The sequence below is a fragment of the Kluyvera sp. genome, assembly GCF_047971185.1.
GTDB lineage: Bacteria > Pseudomonadota > Gammaproteobacteria > Enterobacterales > Enterobacteriaceae > Kluyvera.
In genome coordinates this window covers 24370-43730 of the sequence record NZ_JBKDZH010000048.1, presented here as the reverse complement: position 1 = coordinate 43730, position 19361 = coordinate 24370, and the positions used below count along the sequence as shown (strand labels likewise).

General features: G+C 55.8%; 17 protein-coding genes and 2 pseudogenes. 4 read left to right on the top strand and 15 right to left on the bottom strand.

What is annotated here, in order from left to right; all coding sequences use genetic code 11:
- From ACK5JN_RS13665 to mdh, 8 genes and pseudogenes are all read right to left on the bottom strand, one after another.
- Positions 1 to 156, bottom strand: a pseudogene (locus tag ACK5JN_RS13665) (oxaloacetate decarboxylase); the annotation flags it as partial.
- A 15-nt stretch (positions 157 to 171) separates the two neighbouring features.
- Positions 172 to 411, bottom strand: coding sequence for an oxaloacetate decarboxylase subunit gamma (locus ACK5JN_RS13660; RefSeq protein ID WP_416870686.1), 240 nt, complete (start codon positions 409 to 411; stop codon positions 172 to 174).
- Positions 412 to 546: 135 nt separating this feature from the next.
- The gene (gene ttdB / locus ACK5JN_RS13655; RefSeq protein ID WP_416870685.1) at positions 547 to 1164 is read right to left on the bottom strand and encodes a L(+)-tartrate dehydratase subunit beta; all 618 of its coding nucleotides are present in this window, start codon (positions 1162 to 1164) and stop codon (positions 547 to 549) included.
- Positions 1164 to 2063 carry a L(+)-tartrate dehydratase subunit alpha gene (ttdA, locus tag ACK5JN_RS13650; protein WP_416870684.1) on the bottom strand — a complete coding sequence of 300 codons (900 nt, stop codon included), beginning with the start codon at positions 2061 to 2063 and terminating at the stop codon, positions 1164 to 1166. Before ttdA ends, ttdB begins: the two co-directional genes overlap by 1 nt.
- Before the next feature lie 33 nt (positions 2064 to 2096).
- The gene (locus ACK5JN_RS13645; RefSeq protein ID WP_416870683.1) at positions 2097 to 3365 is read right to left on the bottom strand and encodes an SLC13 family permease; all 1269 of its coding nucleotides are present in this window, start codon (positions 3363 to 3365) and stop codon (positions 2097 to 2099) included.
- Positions 3366 to 3575: 210 nt separating this feature from the next.
- Positions 3576 to 4241 (bottom strand): GntR family transcriptional regulator, encoded by a 666-nt coding sequence (locus ACK5JN_RS13640; protein WP_058110171.1) that lies wholly within the window; start codon positions 4239 to 4241, stop codon positions 3576 to 3578.
- A complete protein-coding gene (locus ACK5JN_RS13635) occupies positions 4228 to 4857 on the bottom strand; it encodes a GntR family transcriptional regulator (protein ID WP_000723777.1) in 630 nt (209 codons plus the stop codon). Before ACK5JN_RS13635 ends, ACK5JN_RS13640 begins: the two co-directional genes overlap by 14 nt.
- A gap of 119 nt (positions 4858 to 4976) precedes the next feature.
- Positions 4977 to 5915: a malate dehydrogenase gene (mdh, locus tag ACK5JN_RS13630; RefSeq protein ID WP_416870682.1), complete on the bottom strand. Its 939-nt coding sequence runs from the start codon at positions 5913 to 5915 to the stop codon at positions 4977 to 4979.
- A gap of 445 nt (positions 5916 to 6360) precedes the next feature.
- Between mdh and argR the strand changes: the two genes are divergently transcribed.
- The 3 genes from argR to yhcN-B all read left to right on the top strand — a co-directional run bounded on the left by argR (position 6361) and on the right by yhcN-B (position 7847).
- A complete protein-coding gene (gene argR, locus ACK5JN_RS13625) occupies positions 6361 to 6831 on the top strand; it encodes a transcriptional regulator ArgR (protein WP_185669807.1) in 471 nt (156 codons plus the stop codon).
- A gap of 375 nt (positions 6832 to 7206) precedes the next feature.
- On the top strand, positions 7207 to 7470 hold the full coding sequence (yhcN, locus tag ACK5JN_RS13620) for a peroxide/acid stress response protein YhcN (protein ID WP_416870681.1): 264 nt from the start codon (positions 7207 to 7209) through the stop codon (positions 7468 to 7470).
- Positions 7471 to 7580: 110 nt separating this feature from the next.
- Entirely contained in the window at positions 7581 to 7847 is a 267-nt protein-coding gene (gene yhcN-B, locus ACK5JN_RS13615) for a DUF1471 family stress response protein YhcN-B (protein ID WP_416870680.1), read from the top strand.
- Positions 7848 to 7899: 52 nt separating this feature from the next.
- On the opposite strand, the gene ACK5JN_RS13610 is transcribed toward yhcN-B, so the two are convergent.
- The 5 genes from ACK5JN_RS13610 to aaeX form a co-directional block, all read right to left on the bottom strand.
- Positions 7900 to 8175, bottom strand: coding sequence for a barstar family protein (locus tag ACK5JN_RS13610; protein WP_416870679.1), 276 nt, complete (start codon positions 8173 to 8175; stop codon positions 7900 to 7902).
- A 25-nt stretch (positions 8176 to 8200) separates the two neighbouring features.
- Positions 8201 to 9655, bottom strand: a complete 1455-nt coding sequence (locus tag ACK5JN_RS13605; RefSeq protein WP_416870678.1) for an NAD-dependent succinate-semialdehyde dehydrogenase — start codon at positions 9653 to 9655, stop codon at positions 8201 to 8203.
- A gap of 102 nt (positions 9656 to 9757) precedes the next feature.
- A complete protein-coding gene (gene aaeB / locus ACK5JN_RS13600) occupies positions 9758 to 11725 on the bottom strand; it encodes a p-hydroxybenzoic acid efflux pump subunit AaeB (protein WP_416870677.1) in 1968 nt (655 codons plus the stop codon).
- 5 nt (positions 11726 to 11730) lie between these two features.
- Entirely contained in the window at positions 11731 to 12663 is a 933-nt protein-coding gene (gene aaeA, locus ACK5JN_RS13595; RefSeq protein WP_416870676.1) for a p-hydroxybenzoic acid efflux pump subunit AaeA, read from the bottom strand.
- Between the two features lie 7 nt (positions 12664 to 12670).
- Positions 12671 to 12874, bottom strand: a complete 204-nt coding sequence (gene aaeX, locus ACK5JN_RS13590) for a p-hydroxybenzoic acid efflux pump operon protein AaeX (protein WP_035891204.1) — start codon at positions 12872 to 12874, stop codon at positions 12671 to 12673.
- Between the two features lie 129 nt (positions 12875 to 13003).
- On the opposite strand from aaeX, the pseudogene aaeR reads away from it, so the two are divergent.
- Positions 13004 to 13945 (top strand): annotated as a pseudogene (aaeR, locus tag ACK5JN_RS13585) (HTH-type transcriptional activator AaeR).
- Positions 13946 to 13978: 33 nt separating this feature from the next.
- Here the strand turns inward: aaeR and tldD are convergent.
- Together tldD and yhdP are read right to left on the bottom strand one after the other, a co-directional pair.
- The gene (gene tldD / locus ACK5JN_RS13580) at positions 13979 to 15424 is read right to left on the bottom strand and encodes a metalloprotease TldD (RefSeq protein WP_416870675.1); all 1446 of its coding nucleotides are present in this window, start codon (positions 15422 to 15424) and stop codon (positions 13979 to 13981) included.
- 106 nt (positions 15425 to 15530) lie between these two features.
- Positions 15531 to 19331, bottom strand: coding sequence for an AsmA2 domain-containing protein YhdP (gene yhdP, locus ACK5JN_RS13575; RefSeq protein WP_416870674.1), 3801 nt, complete (start codon positions 19329 to 19331; stop codon positions 15531 to 15533).
- Between the last annotated feature and the right edge of the window lie 30 nt (positions 19332 to 19361).

The following is a 19361-nucleotide window of genomic DNA, read 5'->3' as shown; positions in this document are numbered from 1 at the left end:
GGCGTCAAAGGTGGCGCCGCCCCAGCACTCGAGCGAGCCGTAGCCGACGTCGTCGAGCTGTGCGGCGATGGGCAGCATGTCATCAAGACGCAGGCGGGTGGCAAACAGGGACTGGTGGGCGTCGCGCAGGACGACATCGGTAATGGCAACGGTCATGGGTTCCTCCGTGAATTAAACATGAAGACGGTGATGGTGAATGGCGGCGGCAATCACCGGCTTTAAGCGGGTGAAATCGTCCACGACGGGCGCGGCGCGGGGCGCGGGTGCGGCGACGGGCTCCGGGAAAAAGCGGGCAATGGCGGCAGACATCACGCGGATGGCGAAGATGAGCAGGAACAGGAAGATCAGTACAAATCCCATGCCGAGAAACATCAGGGTGAAGCCTTCACCTAATAGCAATGCATCTGTCATAAAATGACCTTTAAATGGAAGGCACAGTAATGGCGCGTTTAAAGAATAAATAGGTAAGAGCGGATTCCCCCGAATCACCCCAGAGCCGAGTCTTTTATTTACTCACTAAACAACAGCCATTACTGTGCAGTTTTCTTATTTAATAAAGCTTACGTGTTGACAAATTTCGTCAGCGACAATCTCTTTGCGCTGATTAAAGATGATTTTATTTTCTTCAAATAAGTTATTGCCATGGGTATCAATTGACACAATCAATGGACCGAATTCTTTTACCCGACATACCCACAGCGTTTCAGGCATCCCCAGGTCGCGCCACTGTGCATCTTCAATTTCTTCAACACAGACCGCAGCAACCACCGCGCAACCCGCAGGGAATACGCAATGCAACGCCTTATGCTCAGCACAGCCTTCTTCAGTGCCTTTCCCCATCCCGCCTTTGCCAACAATCAGCTTCACGCCCGTTTTGGCAATAAACTCTTTTTCAAATTTTTCCATTCGCATACTGGTGGTCGGGCCAACGGAAACCATTTCGAATTTATCATCAGCGCCCTTAATCGGACGAACAATAGGGCCAGCATGTAAAATAGCGCCACCGTCAATATTCACGGGAAGTTCACGGCCGCCTTCAATTAAACGACGATGCGCCACATCGCGACAGGTAACAATATGACCATTGAGATAAATAATATCACCGGCCTTAATATCGGCTAAATCTTCATCTTTAATTGGCGTAGTCAGAATTTTTTTTGTCATCAGAAATTTACTCCGGAGTGGGAGGTAATGGTGTAGTTCAAATCTTTATCAAAAACGATATGCCCTTTACGATGCGACCAGCAGCCGACATTGACCGCCACACCAATCGTGGAAGGATGGCGTGCGGTGTTTTCAATATTCACGCCCATCACAGAAGTGTTACCAGACATACCCTGTGGCCCCAGGCCAATTTTGTTAATCCCGTCTTCCAGCATTTTCTCCAGCGACGCCGCACGCTCGTTTTCATTGTGCGAACCCACCGGGCGCATCAGCGCTTTTTTGGATAGCAGCGCCGCGGTTTCTACCGAGGTCGCGACGCCCACGCCAACCAACAGCGGCGGGCACGCATTCAGGCCGTAGCTGGTCATCACATCCAGCACGAAACGGGTGACACCTTCATAGCCCGCCCCCGGCATCAGCACCATTGCCTTTCCTGGCAAAGAGCAACCGCCACCGGCCATGTAGGTATAAATGCTGCATTGGTCGGACTCAGGAACAATCTCCCAGAATACCGTCGGCGTACCTTTACCCACGTTTTTCCCGGTGTTGTATTCGTCAAAAGTCTCAACGCTGTTATGGCGCAGCGGGGAATCAACCGTTGCTTTGATCACCGCTTCGCGCAGCAGCGCTTCAAGTTCGCCAATCAGCGGAAAGTTTGCTCCGCACTCCACCAGGAACTGAATCACGCCGGTATCCTGACAGGAAGGACGATCCAGCTCTTTCGCCAGCCGTTGGTTATCAAACATGGTGGTGAAGATAACGTTCGCCAGCTGGCTGATCTCTTTGGTCTGCAATTCTTCTAATTTTGCAGTGACATCATCAGGCAGCACTTTGCCGGTATATCCCACGAATTTGGCCATCACATTGGTCATGTGCGATATCTGTTCGCTTTTGCTCATAAATACTCCTTGGTCTGAACAGCGTCCGTCTAATTACGGATGAAAAGGGAAAAGGATTGGCAGCAGGATCAGGCTGACAATGGTTGAAACGATAATCAGGGGGATACCGGCCCTGGCGTAGTCGACAAATTTATAGCCACCCGCGGAGAGCACCATCATGTTGGCGGGCATGCCGATAGGAGTTGCGTAGGCGCAGGAACCGCCAATGACCGTCGCCATCAGAACCGCACGCGGGTCGGCGCCCATGCCTGCGGCAATCGACAAACTCACCGGTACCAACAGCGCTGTCGTTGCGGTATTGGACATAAAGTTGGTCATCACAACGGATAAGGCGAAAACGGCAATCAGCAACATGAACGGCGAGGAGTTTTGCCCCAGCATGCCAATCACATAGTCCGCAACCAGCTTGCCTGCCCCGGTCATTTCCAGCGCTTTTGCCAGCGCCAGGGTGCCGCCAAAGATAAAAATGGTCTGGGAGTCAATGGCTTTATAGGCCTGTTTTTCCGTGAGTACGCCGCTCACGACCAGCACAAGAGCGCCAATACAGCCGATCACGGCCAGGCTGACACCGATCTTTTTCTCAAAGATCATGCCGAGGATCGTTGCGATCAACACCACCAGCGAGAGCAGTTGTTTCCACTGTGGAACATGGCTGTAGTCACGTTGCTCCCCGACGCTCCCCACCTCACCGCCGGTCGCATTATTCGGCAGAAAGCGATAGCCAATGGTCAGGAAGTAGAGAATGCCGCAAATGAGCATCGGGAGGCCGATTTTTGCGTATTCAAAAAAGCCAAAACCGCCGCCAATATTCTGTAGCGCAGACTGCGCGATAAGATTGCCCGGCGCGCCAATTAACGACAGGTTACCGCCCAACGCAGCGGCGAAAACCAACGGCATCAGTAGACGAGAACGTGAGAAGCCCGATTTTGCCGCCACGCCGATCACCACCGGAATCAAAACCGCAGCGGTGCCGGTGTTAGAGAGGACGCCAGACATCAAGCCCACCACCACCATAATGGTGAAGATCAGCTGTTTTTCTGTTTTCGCGAAGCGCGTGATGACGCCGCCCACTTTGTTTGCCATGCCGGTCTCGAACAACGCACCGCCCACGATGAACATCGCAACGAACAGGATGACGTTAGTGTCGATAAAGCCAGCAAAGGCCTGTTTGATATTCAGAACGCCGGTGATAACTAAGGCCACGCAGACAATCATGGAAGTGACGGCCAGCGGCACTTTTTCCCATACAAACATGACGATAGCGAACACCAATAAACATAGGGTAAGGGTAATGGGTTCCATAGTTATAATTATCCAATCAATGATATATGATATTGTATCCAATACTGACGAGGAGAAATTATTCCCATACAAAAAATAAGTCAAATCGTTTCTCAGGAAAGATGCTGGAGTGGGATCTACATCAAGATCGTAGTTGGATCGTTACTGGAGGTGATTAATAGAATTGAAGAATCGGTTGAAGCGCCTGCGATGCTCACGCAGGCGAAAAGATCAGGCAGAAGGGTCGCCGACATAGCGGGTCAGCATATTCTCCATCGAGCGAATAATGTGTTCGCGCATGCGCTGGCGAGCCAATGTTTCGTCATGAAGTTCAAGGGCTTGCAGAATACTTTTATGTTCCTGAATGGAAATCACGGCATACTCTTCTTCGGTGACCTTATGGCCCATCGACAGGCCGTTCCACATGTTACAGAGCAACATTTTCATTTTTTCGTTGCCAGCAACATTCCATATTTCCATGTGAAATGCCTGATTCAGGTCGGAGTATTCCGCCGAGTTATTTTCCGCCAGGGCCTTTTCAGCAGCATAATGTACCTCGGCTATCCGCGAGATATCGGTGCCGGGACGAGAAGCTTTAGCCACCGCCTCGCTTTCTAACAGCGCGCGAATTTCATAGTGTTCACGGATCGTTTGTTCATTGATGCCCAACACCACCGCCCCTTTATTAGGGCGCACTTTTATCAGCCCATCCGCCGCCAGAATTTGAAACGCCTCGCGCACTGGCATACTGGACACGCCAACCATGCCGGCAATGCCTTCTAACGTAATCTCCTGCCCTTCCACTAGCTCCCTCGAAAGAATCGCTTTACGCAGCACCGCCGCGACCTGTTCTTTCGCTGAAAGAAGCTTAATCTTCCCTAACTTAGGCTTCTGCACTTTCCCAATCCTTCATATGTTGACGCATTATTTCTGCTAAAGAGAGGAAATAACGCTGCGTAACTTGCCCAATCTCATCACGCCGCCCCTGGCGTATGACGTCAGCCAGTTCAGCAAATAGCTGGGCTGACTCCTGATTATCTTTTTTCAGATGCAAAATAACATAAGAGACATAGCCGTCCAGGAACTGCTGATACACCTTTTCCAGATAGCGGTTATTCACATAAGAAATCAGCATCGCATGACACTCCAGCTCGCAGGATTTGTCTTCTGCAACGGCCAGCGCTTGCGCACGTATCAGGAGGGCATCGCCGACTTCACTGGGTATCAGCGAAAACATTTCGGCGGCCATCGCGGCAATCACGCGAAAAATATGACTCACGCGATCGGCCTCAAGATGCGCGACCTGCATGTGCCTGTTGGGCAGTCGGATTAAAAAACCTTCCTGTTCGAGTGACTGTAGCGCTTCTCGAACCGGCATTCGTGAAAGACCGAGCTGCTCCGCAATACTTTCCTGCGCGAGTTCTTCTCCCGCTTTTATATTGCCGGAAAGAATTTCATAGCGAAGCATTTGCGTAATGTGATCGCGAGTTTGCGTTCTTTGGATCTTTTTCACGACGTTCTCGTTAATAACCGATAAGACGTGGGGAGTTTAGCAGATTTAGTGCTTGATTTCGTGGCTTGTTTACAGCCAAAGAAGCCGGAGCAAAAGCCCCGGCATCGGGCAGGAACAGCTTATTTATTAATAAAATCTTCACCCAGCTGAATATCTTTTCTCAGCGTATCGAGCATGCCTTCCAGCGCCTGCTGTTCGTAAGCGCTCAGTTTGCCGATCGACTGGCGTTCTTCAATCCCGTTTTTACCTAACAGCAGCGGCTGCGAGAAGAAGCGCGCGTACTGGCCGTCGCCTTCGACATAGGCGCATTCAACCACGCCCTTCTCGCCCTGCAGGGCGCGAACCAGAGACAGTCCGAAACGCGCCGCCGCCTGGCCCATGGAGAGCGTCGCCGAACCACCACCCGCCTTCGCTTCCACCACTTCGGTGCCGGCGTTCTGGATGCGTTTAGTCAGGTCATTCACTTCCTGTTCGGAGAAGCTCACGCCCGGGATTTGCGACAGTAGCGGCAGAATGGTGACGCCAGAGTGGCCGCCAATAACCGGAACTTCCACATCGCCGGCGCTTTTGCCTTTCAGCTCCGCCACAAAGGTGTTAGAGCGGATGATATCCAGCGTGGTCACGCCGAACAGTTTGTTTTTGTCGTACACGCCCGCCTTTTTCAGCACTTCGGCGGCAATCGCCACGGTGGTATTCACCGGGTTGGTGATAATACCAATACAGGCTTTCGGCGTAGTTTTGGCAATTTGCTGCACCAGGTTTTTGACAATCCCGGCGTTAACGTTAAACAGATCGGAGCGATCCATGCCGGGCTTACGCGCCACCCCGGCAGAAATCAGGACAGCATCTGCCCCTTCCAGCGCGGGCGTCGCGTCTTCACCGGAGAAACCTTTGATTTTGACATCAGTAGGAATATGGCTGAGATCGACTGCCACACCCGGCGTGACGGGGGCAATATCATAGAGGGAGAGTTCTGAACCTGAAGGCAGTTGGGTCTTTAGTAGTAGGGCAAGCGCCTGGCCAATACCGCCGGCGGCACCAAGGACTGCGACTTTCATCCTAAACTCCTTATTATGGTTAATGACTTTCAGGTAACAACCTGTCGTGGACCGCATAAACCAACGCAGGAGATACCCGTTGTTACTCCGTTGCGGCGACCTTAATTCACAAGGTAAATAATTACAATATAATTGCTTACAGAATGCGGGCCATTCAACAGCATCCGCACTACTCCCAGAAAAAGGCCTGACTACGAAACCAAATTTTCATCAACTATCGATTACAATATACCCAGCATGTTGCGTAAAACAACAGCAATTTAATAACATTTCATTTACTTTTAACTTATTTAGATCCCGTGATATAGGCATGTTTCTTAGGTCTAATTTTTGCTAAAATTCGGCCTTTCTCTATCTGGCATTGCCTCCTGGAGCAAATTATTTTGCATAAAAATTCACCTATATGCATAATAATGTTAATTTCACCACCATACTCGGGTGACTTATGCGAAGTTCAACTAAACAAGAAGAATTAGTTAAAGCCTTTAAAGCGTTACTGAAGGAAGAAAAATTTAGCTCTCAGGGCGAAATTGTTCAGGCCTTACAGGAAGAAGGCTTCGATAATATTAACCAGTCCAAAGTGTCGCGTATGCTGACCAAGTTTGGCGCCGTGCGTACCCGCAACGCCAAAATGGAGATGGTGTACTGTCTGCCCGCTGAGCTGGGCGTACCCACCACCAGCAGCCCGTTGAAAAATCTGGTGCTGGATATCGACTACAACGATGCGGTTGTGGTTATCCACACCAGCCCGGGCGCTGCGCAGCTGATTGCACGTCTGCTGGATTCACTGGGTAAAGCGGAAGGTATCCTCGGCAGCATCGCCGGTGATGACACCATTTTCACCACGCCGGCGCGCGGCTTCACCGTTAAAGATCTTTACGAGGCCATTCAGGTTCTGTTCGAGCAGGAGCTGTAATCCCTCTTCCTTTCTCCTCTGGTCTGCCAGAGGAGCTGCTTTTCCCGTCAATCCCCACAGCTTCTACTCTCGTTTCGTTAGCATTAAGTGCGATTTTCTGGCTAAAAACATAGATTCAGTGAATATATCTATTTTTAACCGCACGAAAAATCAAATTCCTCTACATGTTTGATTCTACGCATTATTTCTACACAACTTTGCCAAAATGTGCATTTTTTTATACACAAATGTTCTAAAAATGACGCTTCCTGACAGGTAATTACCCAAGAAACAATTAGCGGGGTATTAATATTTCATGTGATTAGTGTATACTTAATTTCGTGATGAGGGTCACAAAACAAAGACCTTCCAAAAAAATTCGACGAGGTAAGTATCATGAAAATCAAAACAACAGTTGCCGCTCTGAGCATCCTTTCCGTTATCTCTTTTGGCGCATTTGCCGCTGACTCCATCAGCAGCGATCAGGCCCAGGCGCGTCAGTCAATCGGCACCGTTTCTATCGGTTCCGTCGGTTCATCCCCGATGGATATGCACGAAATGCTGAACAAAAAAGCGGAAGAACAAGGCGCTTCATCCTATCGCATCATTGAAGCCCGTACCGGCGCCAACTGGCACGCAACGGCTGAACTGTACAAATAAGTCCAGCACGTCAGCAGCGTAAAAAAGTGAATGACCCAGCGGTCCCAGGAATCGGAAATAACATCCTCTCACCGCTGAAGAATAAAGAATCAGGTGAGGAGTAAAATATTATGAAAAGCGCAATGATTATCGCATCCCTTGGTCTGGCCTCCGTACTGTCTTTCGGCGCAAGCGCCGCAGTACACCAGGTGAACGCCGACCAGGCACAGAATTTACAATCTGTCGGCACCGTATCTGTCTCTCAGATCGGTAGCGACCCGATGGATATGCGCAGCGCGTTAGCCGCCAAAGCCGAAAAACAAGGCGCCAGCAGCTACCGCATTATTGAAGCCCGTACCGGCGACCATTGGCACGCTACGGCTGAGCTGTACAAATAAACCCTCGTCGTCTTGTCCGACGACTTGCCCTCGCCGTTATGCGAGGGCTTTTTTATGCGCGCGAAACGTTAAAACGCAGCATCCCTTCCAGCTCTTCTTCCGCTTCATCGAACAGCAGAATCAGCGCGCCGTAGCGACGGCGCTGCTTCTCATCCAGATGAATAAATTCGATCTCCAGCGGTAACGGCATTGTCGCGCCGGTGACCACATCCCAAAGCGCATCTAAATCGTGTATCGACTCCCGATCGAGGGCAAAGAGTCGAGCGAACTCCCGGTAAAAATCGCCCTGATCCTCTATCTCGTCAAAATCAAAAGTATAGATTTTCATCTCACGCCCTCTCCCATCGTGCAAACTAAAGCCCCCCAATGTGTAGCGTTTTCACCTCAAGGTACTCTTCCAGCCCCAGCACCGAGCCTTCACGCCCCAGGCCGGACTCCTTCACGCCGCCAAACGGCCCCAGTTCGGTCGAGACCGCGCATTCGTTAATCCCAATCATCCCGCTCTCTAACGCCTGCGAGACGCGGAACACCCGCGACAGATTCTGCGTGTAGAAATAGGCGGCCAATCCGTAGGGGGTATTATTCGCCCGGCGAATAACGTCGTCTTCATCACCAAAACGGAAGCAGGCCGCCAGCGGGCCAAACGTCTCTTCCTTCGCCAGCAGCATCTCTTCCTGGCAGTCGCCCAGCACCGTCGGCTGCCAGAAGTTACCGCCCAGCTCATGCGGCTCCCCGCCGACCAGCACCTTCGCGCCTTTTGAGACGGCGTCTTCCACGTGCTCACGCACCTTTTTCACCGCCGACGCTTCAATCAACGGGCCGATCACCACGCCGTCGTCCAGCCCGTTACCCACCTTCAGCGCCTTCACGGCAGCAGCAAGCTGGCTGGTAAAACGTTCATAGACGCTGTCGTGGATATAAAAACGGTTCACGCTGACGCACACCTGCCCGGCGTTACGGAACTTGTTAGCCACCGCCCCTTGTACCGCCGCGTCGATATCCGCATCCTCAAACACGATATACGGCGCATTACCGCCCAGTTCCATCGACACCCTCTTCATGGTTTCCGCCGCGTTGCGCACCAGCGTTTTCCCCACCGACGTCGAGCCGGTGAAGGAAATTTTACGCACCTCGTGGCTGGCCATAATGGCGTCGCTGATCTCCGGCGTATTACCCGCGACGGCGTTCAGCACGCCGTCAGGGATCCCGGCCTTCTTCGCCAGCGCCAGCAGCGCGAACGCGCAAAGCGGGGTGTTATTGGCGGGTTTAATCACCCCGGTACAGCCTGCGGCCAGCGCCGGACCGAGCTTACGGGTCAGCATCGCCATCGGGAAGTTCCACGGGGTGATGGCCGCCACCACGCCAATGGGTTCACGCGTGGCCAGAATCCGCGAACCGGGTTTCACCGGCGGGATAATTTCCCCATTCGCTCGTTTACCCTGTTCGGCAAACCACTGAATAAAGCTCGCCGCGTAGTCCACTTCGCCTTCCGCCTCTTTCAGCGGCTTGCCCTGCTCAAGGGTCATCAGGCGCGCCAGCCAGCTTTTGTTTTCGAGAATCAGCTGATACCAGCGGTAAAGCAGTTCCGAGCGCGCTTTCGCCGTTTTCGCTCGCCACTGGGGGAACGCTTTGGCGGCGGCGGCAATCGCCTGCTCGGTCTCTTTCTGCCCGGCCTTCGCGACCTTTGCCACCACCTCGCCCGTCGCCGGGTTCAGCACGTCAAAGGTGGTGTCGAGATGACGCCATTCACCGTTTACCAGATAGCCGGTTTGAAAAAGGTCATTGTCCTGTAGCGCTTGCGTGGTCATTACACCCTCCTGAAAAGTGTTTCCAGTTAAGTATAGTCAGCGCTTTTGCGGGGATAGGTGAGATGGGGAAAGTTCCGGTGCCAGCAGGCACCGGGGAGTCTGTTAGTTAATGGTCAACGCGCTCTGATATTTATGCAGCATCGCCACCAGCCGCTCAACAGGCTGAGTTACCTGCGCAGGCGCTTCCCAGACGCGTAGCTTATCCTGATAAACGCTCAATTCGTCCAGCAGCCGCGAGAAGTAGTAGTGGCGTTTATTGTCGCTGCTGGCTGAAATGACCTTATCGGCGGTACGACGCAGCTGGCGGTGGAACGCCGAGAGATCGTCATTCACCGGGATCGGCGCATCGCGCAGGCGCTGGTGCGCGATAATCAGCGTCAGCGCCAGGCGGAACTTGGCAACGTCGCCGGGGAATTTGTTGAGCAGTAAAAACAGCTGCTGATACAGCGCCGGCAGATGGTTCTCTTTGCGCCGCGCCATATTGGTGGTCATCGCCGAGACGGCGGCAAACACAAACTGGTTAAGCAGCACGCGGCCGGTACGCAGGCGCGAGTTATCGCGAATCAGCAGAATGACTATCAGCGCCATAAAGCAGCCGACAATCTGCCCCAGCGCGCTGTCGAGGAACTGGCTGAAGTGGAAGGTCATCGGGTTATCCAGCACCAGAATGTTGATGGTACTGGCCAGCGCACCGAGCGAGCCAAGCCGCCTTTTCTGCACCTCAATGCCAATAAAGAAGCACATCACCGCCAGGCTCAGGCACAGCAGGAACATACTTTGCTGGGTGGCGGGCATGATCACCAGGAAGTACAGCGCCCCAATCGGCAAGGCCGCAATCGTCCCGTAGAGGAAGTCTATCGCCACCATACGCGGGTTCGGTAAACGCATCGCCAGCGAGGTGACCACGGCGATCATCACCATCGCCCCGCTGCCGGAAGTCCAGCCGGTCCACAGCCAGAACAAAATGCCCAGCGCGCAGGAGACGGTGGTACGCCAGAAGTTGACCATCGCGTGATGGCGTTCGGCGGATTCCGGACGCACCACCACTTCGCTTTGCAGAATTTCTTCTTCGCGGACGCTGATTTTGGCGTTACCCACCACGCCGCGCCTGAGCAGCAGATAGCGCGTGGCCGCCCCCACCCAGCTGTAGATGGTCACTGGCGTGTCGTGTTCACCGGTCCACGCCAGCACCCGGCGCATGCGCTTCAGCTGGCGATGCACGTCCTGCACCGTCTCTACCGGTTCTTCAAACAGTTCGCGGTAGGCGTCCGTGACCAGCTCCGGGCGCGAGTTCTGCATGATAAAGGTTTCAACCGCCTGGGTGATCATCGTCAGCGAAACGGTATTCAGCGCTTTCAGGCGGCGGTTAGCGCGCGTCCAGCGTGAAGACTCCATGTTCAGATTGCTGCGCATCCCTTCCAGCGCGGTGGCGCGGCGCACCAGCGCCAGCCAGGCGCGATCCATCTCATCGCTGTCGCCGTGCTTAATGCACAGCTGCATCAGGCGATAGTGATCGATCAGCATGGAATCTAATTCGTTATCGATCTCTTTTTTGATCGAACGCGGCGAGAACAGCAGATCGGCGACGATCGCGCAGACGATACCGATCACGATCTCGCTACAGCGCTCAACCGCGAACTGCGGCGTCAGCAGCGGCTCAGTCTGAATAGTGATAACGATAATCAGCGCCGTATAGCCGGAAAGGCCCCAGGCGTATGAGTTTTCGACGCGCACCAGCGACGAGATCCAGGTACAGAAACCGGCCCAGATGCTGCACACCAGCAGCATTAGCAGCGGCGCGCGGATCATGGTGATAATAATCACCAGCGCGGCGATACAGCCGATAAAGGTACCGACGATACGCAGCATCCCACGATAGCGAATCGCTCCCGCGTAGGGTTCTCCCCCGGCGGCAAAGGCCGGGCCCGCCGCCACGATAGCCGCGGTCAGCACCGCCCAGCGGGGCGTTTCAAGCTGAAAGTGAAAGCCGACAAACAGCGCCAGCACCACCGCGCAGGCCAGCTTGATGGCAAAGCGGATATGCTGGTTGGCAATACTGAAGATGCCCATAGCGATTAACCGAATTCACGCAGGCGCAGTGCCAGTTTCTGGAAGAAGGTCATGTGGCTGGCGTCGCGATCTTTCGCACCGGTGATCACCACCGTGGCGGTGGTGCCCGCAGGCCACAGGTTACCCGGTTCATCATCAAGATGAATACGGACCGGCACGCGCTGGGCCAGACGCACCCACTCCAGGTTGGAATCGACGGTCGCCATCCCTTTGCTATCGACGCTACTGCTGGCGTTGGTGACGCCGGCCGCCACGCTATCGACGGTCCCTTTCAGCACGCGATTGCTGCCCAGCGGCGTAACTTCCGCCCGGTAGCCGGGGCGCACGCCTTCCAGCTTGGTCTCTTCCAGATAGGCCATCACGTAGAAGGAGTGCTGTTTCACCAGCGCTACCGCCGTGGAGCCACGGGTAATAAACTCACCGGCATAGACGTTCAGGTTGGTCACCCAGCCGTCTGCCGGCGCGCGGATCACGGTACGATCGAGGTCCAGGCGCGCGAGATCGCGGGTCGCCTGGGCTTTCGCTAACTGATGCAGAACGGTTTGCAGCACGTTGTTAGACTGGTCGATTTCTTCGCGCGACATCGCGCTTACGCCCAGCTTGTTACGACGCCCGGCTTCCCGGCTTTTCTCTTCGGCCAGCGCCTGATAGTAGGAGACATCGGCTTCGGCTTCGGCCAGCGCCTTCTGGTAGCGCGGCTGGTCAATGACAAACAGAACCTGATTTTTACTAACCAGTTGGTTATCCTTGACCTGCACGCCGGTAATCAGGCCCGAAACGTCGGGGGCGATGGCGACCACGTCCGCGCTAAAGCGGGCGTCGCGGGTCCAGGGGGATTCGGTGTAATAGACCCAGGCGCGGAAAATTGCGATGAACGCCAGGATAACCAGTATCACCGTAATAGCGGTGCGGGAGATATTTCTTGTTAGTGTTTTCACATCTACCTCAAACGAACAAACGTGATATCAGATAAAAAAGGCAGCAATACAGTGCGGTGTTGAACAACGCGGGATGCCAGACAAAATCGTAGATCCCGGTTGGCGTCAGCACTCGACGCACCAACCAAAAAATGGCGAGCGATAAGAGCAGCTCAAAGAAGATCGGCGGAAAAGAGAGACCGAAAATCACGATGACAGGAAACAGGCTCATGTTGACCTTACTAGACTAGCGTGCAGGTGAGAGTGGAACTTTAGTTATTCAACTAACAGTATATTAACGTAACTGTTATCGCCTTATCTACATAGTGTGATGCAAATCACTTTTAAGCCAGAGTGAACAATGGAACGACTAAAACGGATGTCGGTGTTTGCCAAAGTTGTTGAGCAAGGCTCCTTTACCGCCGCGGCTCGGCAGCTACAAATGAGCGTTTCTTCCATCAGTCAGACTGTCTCTAAACTGGAAGATGAGCTTCAGGTCAAGCTGCTTAACCGCAGTACGCGGAGCATTGGGTTAACCGAAGCCGGTAAAATTTACTACCAGGGCTGCCGCCGAATGCTGCACGAAGTCCAGGACGTTCATGAACAGCTTTACGCCTTCAACAACACGCCGATCGGTACGCTACGCGTCGGCTGCTCTTCAACTATGGCACAAAATGTCCTCGCCAGGATCACCGCCGATATGTTGAAAAAATACCCCGGCCTTACCGTAAACCTGGTCACCGGGATCCCGGCGCCGGACCTGATTGCCGACGGGCTGGACGTGGTGATCCGCGTCGGCGCGTTACAGGATTCCAGCCTCTTCTCCCGCCGTCTGGGCGCGATGCCGATGGTGGTGTGCGCCGCAAAAAGATACCTGCAACACGCGGGCGTGCCGGAAAAACCCGCCGACCTCGCCAACCACTCGTGGCTGTAGTACAGCGTGCGGCCGGATAACGAGTTTGAGCTGGTCGCCCCGGAAGGGATCTCTACGCGCCTGATCCCCGAAGGGCGCTTCGTGACCAACGATCCGATGACGCTCACCCGCTGGCTTTCCGCTGGCGCAGGGCTGGCCTACGTGCCGCTGATGTGGGTGATCGACGAGATCAACCGCGGCGATCTGGAGATCCTGCTGCCGCGCTATCAGTCCGATCCGCGCCCGGTTTACGCGCTCTATACCGAAAAGGATAAGCTGCCGCTGAAGGTGCAGGTGTGTATTAACTATCTGACCGATTACTTCGTGGAGGTGGCGCGAATTTATCAGAGTATGCGCGGGCGCGGAGAAGAGAACGAGATGGTGCGGTAATATCGCGCCCGCGTTACGCGGGCGCGTGAGTGATTACGCCGTGCCGCCAACGGTCATGTTATCCACCTTCAGCGTCGGCTGACCCACGCCCACCGGCAGGCTCTGGCCTTCTTTACCGCACACGCCAACGCCGTTATCCAGCTTCAGGTCGTTACCAACCATCGACACCTGCTGCATGGTTTCGATGCCGGAACCAATCAGCGTGGCCCCTTTCACCGGCTTAGTGACCTTACCGTTTTCAATCAGGTAGGCTTCCGACGTTGAGAAGACGAATTTCCCGGAGGTGATATCCACCTGGCCGCCGCCAAAGTTCGGCGCATACAGGCCGTATTCGACGGATTCGATAATTTCCTGCGGCGTCGATTTGCCCGCCAGCATGTAGGTGTTGGTCATACGCGGCATCGGCAGGTGCGCGTAGGATTCGCGGCGGCCGTTACCGGTTGGCGCCACGCCCATCAGGCGCGCGTTGAGTTTGTCCTGCATGTAGCCTTTCAGAATGCCGTTTTCAATCAGCACGTTGTACTGGCCCGGCACCCCTTCATCGTCAATCGCCACGGAGCCGCGACGATCGCCAATCGTGCCGTCATCGACAATAGTACAGAGTTCAGACGCCACCAGCTGGCCCATCTGGCCGCTGAAGACCGAAGTGCCGCGACGGTTGAAGTCGCCTTCCAGACCGTGGCCGACCGCTTCGTGCAGCAGTACGCCCGGCCAGCCCGCGCCGAGCACTACCGGCAGCGTTCCCGCTGGCGCAGCCACCGCCGACAGGTTCACCAGCGCCATGCGCACCGCTTCTTTCGCCCAGGCATCGGCGCGCACTTCGCCGTCGAGATCGGCAAGGAAGTAGTCATAGCCAAAACGACCGCCGCCGCCGCTGGCGCCGCGCTCGCGTTTACCGTCTTCTTCTACCTGCACGCTTACCGACAGACGCACCAGCGGGCGAACGTCCGCCGCCAGGGTGCCGTCGGTTGCCGCGACCAGAATCAGCTCATAGACGCCGGTCAGGCTGGCGGTCACTTCCTGCACGCGGGAATCAGCGGCGCGCGCGACGCTGTCGACGCGGCGCAGAATATCCAGCTTCTCTTCGCGGGTCATGCTTTGCAGCGGGTCGAGCGAAGTGTACAGCGCCGGGTGCTCAACCGCGCCCAGGGTTTGCACTTTACCGTCGCCCGCTTCGCGCACAATGGTACGCGCCGCCTGCGCGCTCTGCTCCAGCGCCAGCAGGCTAATCTGGTCGGCGTAGGCAAAGCCCGTTTTCTCGCCGCTGACCGCGCGCACGCCGACGCCCTGGTCGATATTGTAGGAGCCGTCTTTGATGATGCGGTCTTCTAAAACCCAGGATTCATGATAGCTGGACTGAAAATAGAGATCGCCATAGTCCAGACGGCGCTCCGTGAGTTGACCAAGAATGGCAAACAGGTCCTGATGATTCAGGCCGTTCGCCGCCAGCAATTGTTCACTTACCAGGTTTAGACTCATTATTTCGCTACTCTTTAAGGCCCGCATGCGTTAAGCATAGCGGGCCGATATTCCGGGTGTTTGTCGTATGAGATTGAGGCAATTCAAGGCTTGCGTCAAATCACGGCTATTTGTTGCTACGCGCCTGGCGCAGCACTTCGTTAATTTGCGGCTTGTCGATCGGGCCGGTGATGCGATAGCGCAGGATCGAGACCTTATTCCACAGCGGCCCCAGCACTTTGGTGGCGGCAAACACCGCCGCGCCGATAATCGGGTTCACCGCAAAGGCGGTGGCAACGCCGACCGTCGCCGAGATTTCCGGCGCGACAATCGCTTCCATATTCAGCTCACGGCGCACCAGGTTAACCGAACCTTTCATCGCGATATCCGCCTCCAGGCCGTCCACCAGCGTGTCATCGGTGTTCAGCACGCCGTCTTTAATCCACGCGGTGCTGCGGATGGAGTCAAAGTAGAAACCTTCGCTGAAGGTGTCGCTAAAGTCAAAACGCAGCTTACGCAGCAGCGCATCAACGCTCAACAGACGCAGCAGCTGCCCGGCGTGGCCGGTAGAAATATCGGTGAACTGCCCTTTGCTGAGACGCGATTTGAGAATGCCGTTCAGCGAAGCGACATCCGGCTGCCACGGCTTATCGCGCCAATGTAAATCGTAGTCTACATCAACGGACGCGTCGCGGATCGGCGTGGAAACGCCGAAGAAGGCCACCGCATCGTCCACGTTGTTGCCGTGAACTTTGCCCTTCAGCGACGTCCGCTGGCCGGAAGGCGCGTTAACCCATACGCCGTCGGCGGTGAGTCGCCCAAAACCGGTATCGATCAGGCCATTAGCCAGCGAAAGCGTATCGCCTTTCACGCTGAAATCACCGTCGATGCGCCCGTATTTCTGCCCCCACAGCCAGCATTCGGCGCAGCGCAGCTGGAGATCCGGCCAGCCGTGGAAGTCGATGGCGCTGCTGCTGGCGGAGCCACCCGTGCTTTCCGTACTCGCCGTCTGCGTCAGCGGATTCGCCGACGGGTTGTAGTAGAGATAGCGCACCGCGGCCTGCCACGGCGAGTTGTTTTTCATCGTCAGGCTGGCGTTAATTTCACGGCCCTGCGCTTCCACTCGCGTACCGTCAGCGGTGGGTTTTGACACCAGGCTGAGGTTGTTCCACTGCTGGCCCGCAAAGGCCAGAGACGGCGTGCGCAGCGTGACGCTTTGCGGGAAAGAAGCCGCCGAGCTCACGCTATCCGCCGCGCCGCGCTGGAACAACGCCAGCCACTGCGCGCCGTCCATCGGCGGTAAATTCAGCTCAATCCCCGGCGTCTGCGGCAGCGGCGGCACCGTCCGGCTGTCCGACGCCCAGATAGCGCTCTCCAGCGCCAGCCTGTTACCCAGCAGCCAGCGGCTGTTGATGTGGTTGCTCGCTCCAACGTTACCGGTCAGGTCGAAGCGATGCAGATTACCGTCTACGTTAATGTTGAGCGGCAGCGCCTGCCCCGCCGCTTTGTTGGCCGGAGACGGTAAGTTACTGCTCACATTCTGTAGATCGCCGGTAATCCCCACCTTGTAGGTGGCGCTACCGTGATACGGCAGCTCAATCGCCACGTTGCCTTTCCACGGCACGCTGCCCTTCAACGCATCGTTGAGCTGTTTCGGCAGCACGCCCATTTTAACGGGCTGCCAATCGGCCTGCATATTCACGCCAACCTGATACGCCTTCGCCCCTTCGGTGGTGGTGAAATCGACATTCAGCGGCTGATTAAACCAGGTCGCGCTCAGCGGTTCGCTGGTCAGATTGCCGTTTTCAAAGCTGAACTGACCTTTCAGGTTATGCAGCGTGCTGTCCAGCGGCTTGATAAACAGGCTATTGTTGTTCAGCGCGACCTTACCTTTGGCGGTCACCAGCTCACCGTCGAGCGGGATATCGAGATGTAAGCGGGCGCTCACATCGCCGTCAATCTGCAATTCTTCAAGGGCCGCCGCCAGCGAATCGTTCAGCGGCGTCTGCTGGAAATAGGGTCCAACCGCCTTGCCCGGGCCGTTGATGTCGGCGTCGATCAGCAGCTTCTCTTTTTCGTAGTCCGGAATGGCCGCTTCAAGATGGCTGGCGGTCACCCCGCCGAGCGCGGCTTTATCGGCCTTCATCCATAGGCCATCGTTGATAAAGTTCAGCTCAATATCAAGGTTGGTCAGCGCAGGCCAATCCGGCTGGAAGGCGAAAGTGGCATCGCGCAGCGGAACGTAGACCTGGAACTGGCCTTCGTTGTGCTTATAAGGGAACAGATGCGGGTTGCCGCCGTACACCAGCGTAGCGTTTTCCGCCTTGCCGGCTTTGATCGCGCCGCTCAGGTAGTCGACCAGCTTCTTGCCCATCAGGTTTTCCGGGAAGTAGCGCCACGCCTGGCCGCCGTCGTCGGTGCTGATCCCAGCGAGAATCCCCAGCCACGGCTGATCGTCTTTTGGCTGCAGATAGCGGAAGCCGCCGGCCGCGCGAACGCCGGTCGCCTGCACGTCGATATTGCGGCCGTCGAGCATAAAGCCTTTGTCGTTGTTCAGCCATTTCAGCGTGGCGACGCCGTCAGCGATCTCGAGCGGCGCGCGGAAGACGTGTTCATACGGCATCAGCGCCTTTTGCATAGCGACATGCAGCGCGCCGTTCTCTACGCTACCCGCCACGCTACCGGAAACATGCTCCGCGCCCGGCAGCAGCTTCCACTGTTTCCAGGCCAGGTTATCCCAGCTGGCGTTAAAGCGCGTTTTGTGGGTCTCTTGCAGCGGAATATCCATTGCCAGCGCATCGACCATGCCGGTCGGCTGAGCCGTACGCCAGATATCGGCCACTTCCGGCGAGAGCTTCTCGGCAATCGGCAGCAGGCCATTTAGCCCGGCCAGCGACAGATGACTGGCGCGGATACGGAGTTCATCGCTACGCTGATTATTCTGCCCGCCAACTTCCTGGGCGGGGATCCACGCCAGCGCCAGCGCGCCGCGCGGCCATGGCGTGTCGTCAATGGTGATACGGGTATCGGGAATGCGGAACTCCCAGCCCTCTTTCTCCCGCGACAGGTGCGCGGTGAGGTTATCCACCGAGAGCTGATGGGTTTTCTGGTCGCCCTGCCAGCTGGCGCCGCCCTTCTTCAACCACACATCGCCGCTGGCGATTTCGCCTTTATCCAGCGTCGCCCAGCCCTCAAGGCTAAAGCGGGCGCTGGTCAGCGCGATATTGTCCTGCATCCAGCGGCCCAGCCACGGCTTAACGTCGATATCATCGGCCTGCAGCCACAGGCGGCCTTTGTTCAGCAGACCGTTTTCATCGCGCAGATCCATGCGCACTTTCATCAGCCCGTGCTGCCCGGTGAGGCTGGAAAGGCTAAGCTCGCCTTCGGCGCGGTGACGGTTTTTATCGTTGACCCACGTCAGCTGCGGCACCGCCAGCTCGGCGCGCTGGCCGGAGAGCGTCAGGAAGCTGAGATGGCTGTCGCGTAAGGTGAAATGGTCAAACTGGCGCAGGAAGAGGTCGCCGATGCGATCGCCCTGCAGGCTGTCGTCGCTGTCGTTTTTCTGCAACGGCGTGTTGGTGTGAATTTGCAGCTGCCAGAAGGTTAGCTCGCGGAACTGCCAGCGCATGTGCAGCAGGCTTTGCCAGACGTCCAGCGCCATGGAAGCGCGTTTGATGGAGAGCTCGCCGCCGTCGTTCAGCCCGGCTTTGATATCGCGCACGTCGAGCGTCGGGCCATAATTCTGCCAGCTGGCCTGAATTTGTGATGCAGAGACCGGCAGCCCGGTTGCCGTTTCAATTTTCTCCAGCAGCGCCGGACGCCATTTGTCCAGATGCGGCAAGGCGAGACGCAGGCCGCTCACCAGCAGCGCGACAACGACAACCAGTGTGGCAACGGTGAGCAGTAAAATCCCCGGCAATCGCCTCACGCATCTCTCCTTGGGTCGCAGCAGACTGCG

Coding starts and splice junctions, on each gene's coding strand:
- ACK5JN_RS13660 (WP_416870686.1), bottom strand. CDS start 411: ATGACAGATGCATTGCTATTAGGTGAAGGCTTCACCCTGATGTTTCTC.
- ttdB (WP_416870685.1), bottom strand. CDS start 1,164: ATGACAAAAAAAATTCTGACTACGCCAATTAAAGATGAAGATTTAGCC.
- ttdA (WP_416870684.1), bottom strand. CDS start 2,063: ATGAGCAAAAGCGAACAGATATCGCACATGACCAATGTGATGGCCAAA.
- ACK5JN_RS13645 (WP_416870683.1), bottom strand. CDS start 3,365: ATGGAACCCATTACCCTTACCCTATGTTTATTGGTGTTCGCTATCGTC.
- mdh (WP_416870682.1), bottom strand. CDS start 5,915: ATGAAAGTCGCAGTCCTTGGTGCCGCCGGCGGTATTGGCCAGGCGCTT.
- argR (WP_185669807.1), top strand. CDS start 6,361: ATGCGAAGTTCAACTAAACAAGAAGAATTAGTTAAAGCCTTTAAAGCG.
- yhcN (WP_416870681.1), top strand. CDS start 7,207: ATGAAAATCAAAACAACAGTTGCCGCTCTGAGCATCCTTTCCGTTATC.
- yhcN-B (WP_416870680.1), top strand. CDS start 7,581: ATGAAAAGCGCAATGATTATCGCATCCCTTGGTCTGGCCTCCGTACTG.
- ACK5JN_RS13610 (WP_416870679.1), bottom strand. CDS start 8,175: ATGAAAATCTATACTTTTGATTTTGACGAGATAGAGGATCAGGGCGAT.
- ACK5JN_RS13605 (WP_416870678.1), bottom strand. CDS start 9,655: ATGACCACGCAAGCGCTACAGGACAATGACCTTTTTCAAACCGGCTAT.
- aaeB (WP_416870677.1), bottom strand. CDS start 11,725: ATGGGCATCTTCAGTATTGCCAACCAGCATATCCGCTTTGCCATCAAG.
- aaeX (WP_035891204.1), bottom strand. CDS start 12,874: ATGAGCCTGTTTCCTGTCATCGTGATTTTCGGTCTCTCTTTTCCGCCG.
- tldD (WP_416870675.1), bottom strand. CDS start 15,424: ATGAGTCTAAACCTGGTAAGTGAACAATTGCTGGCGGCGAACGGCCTG.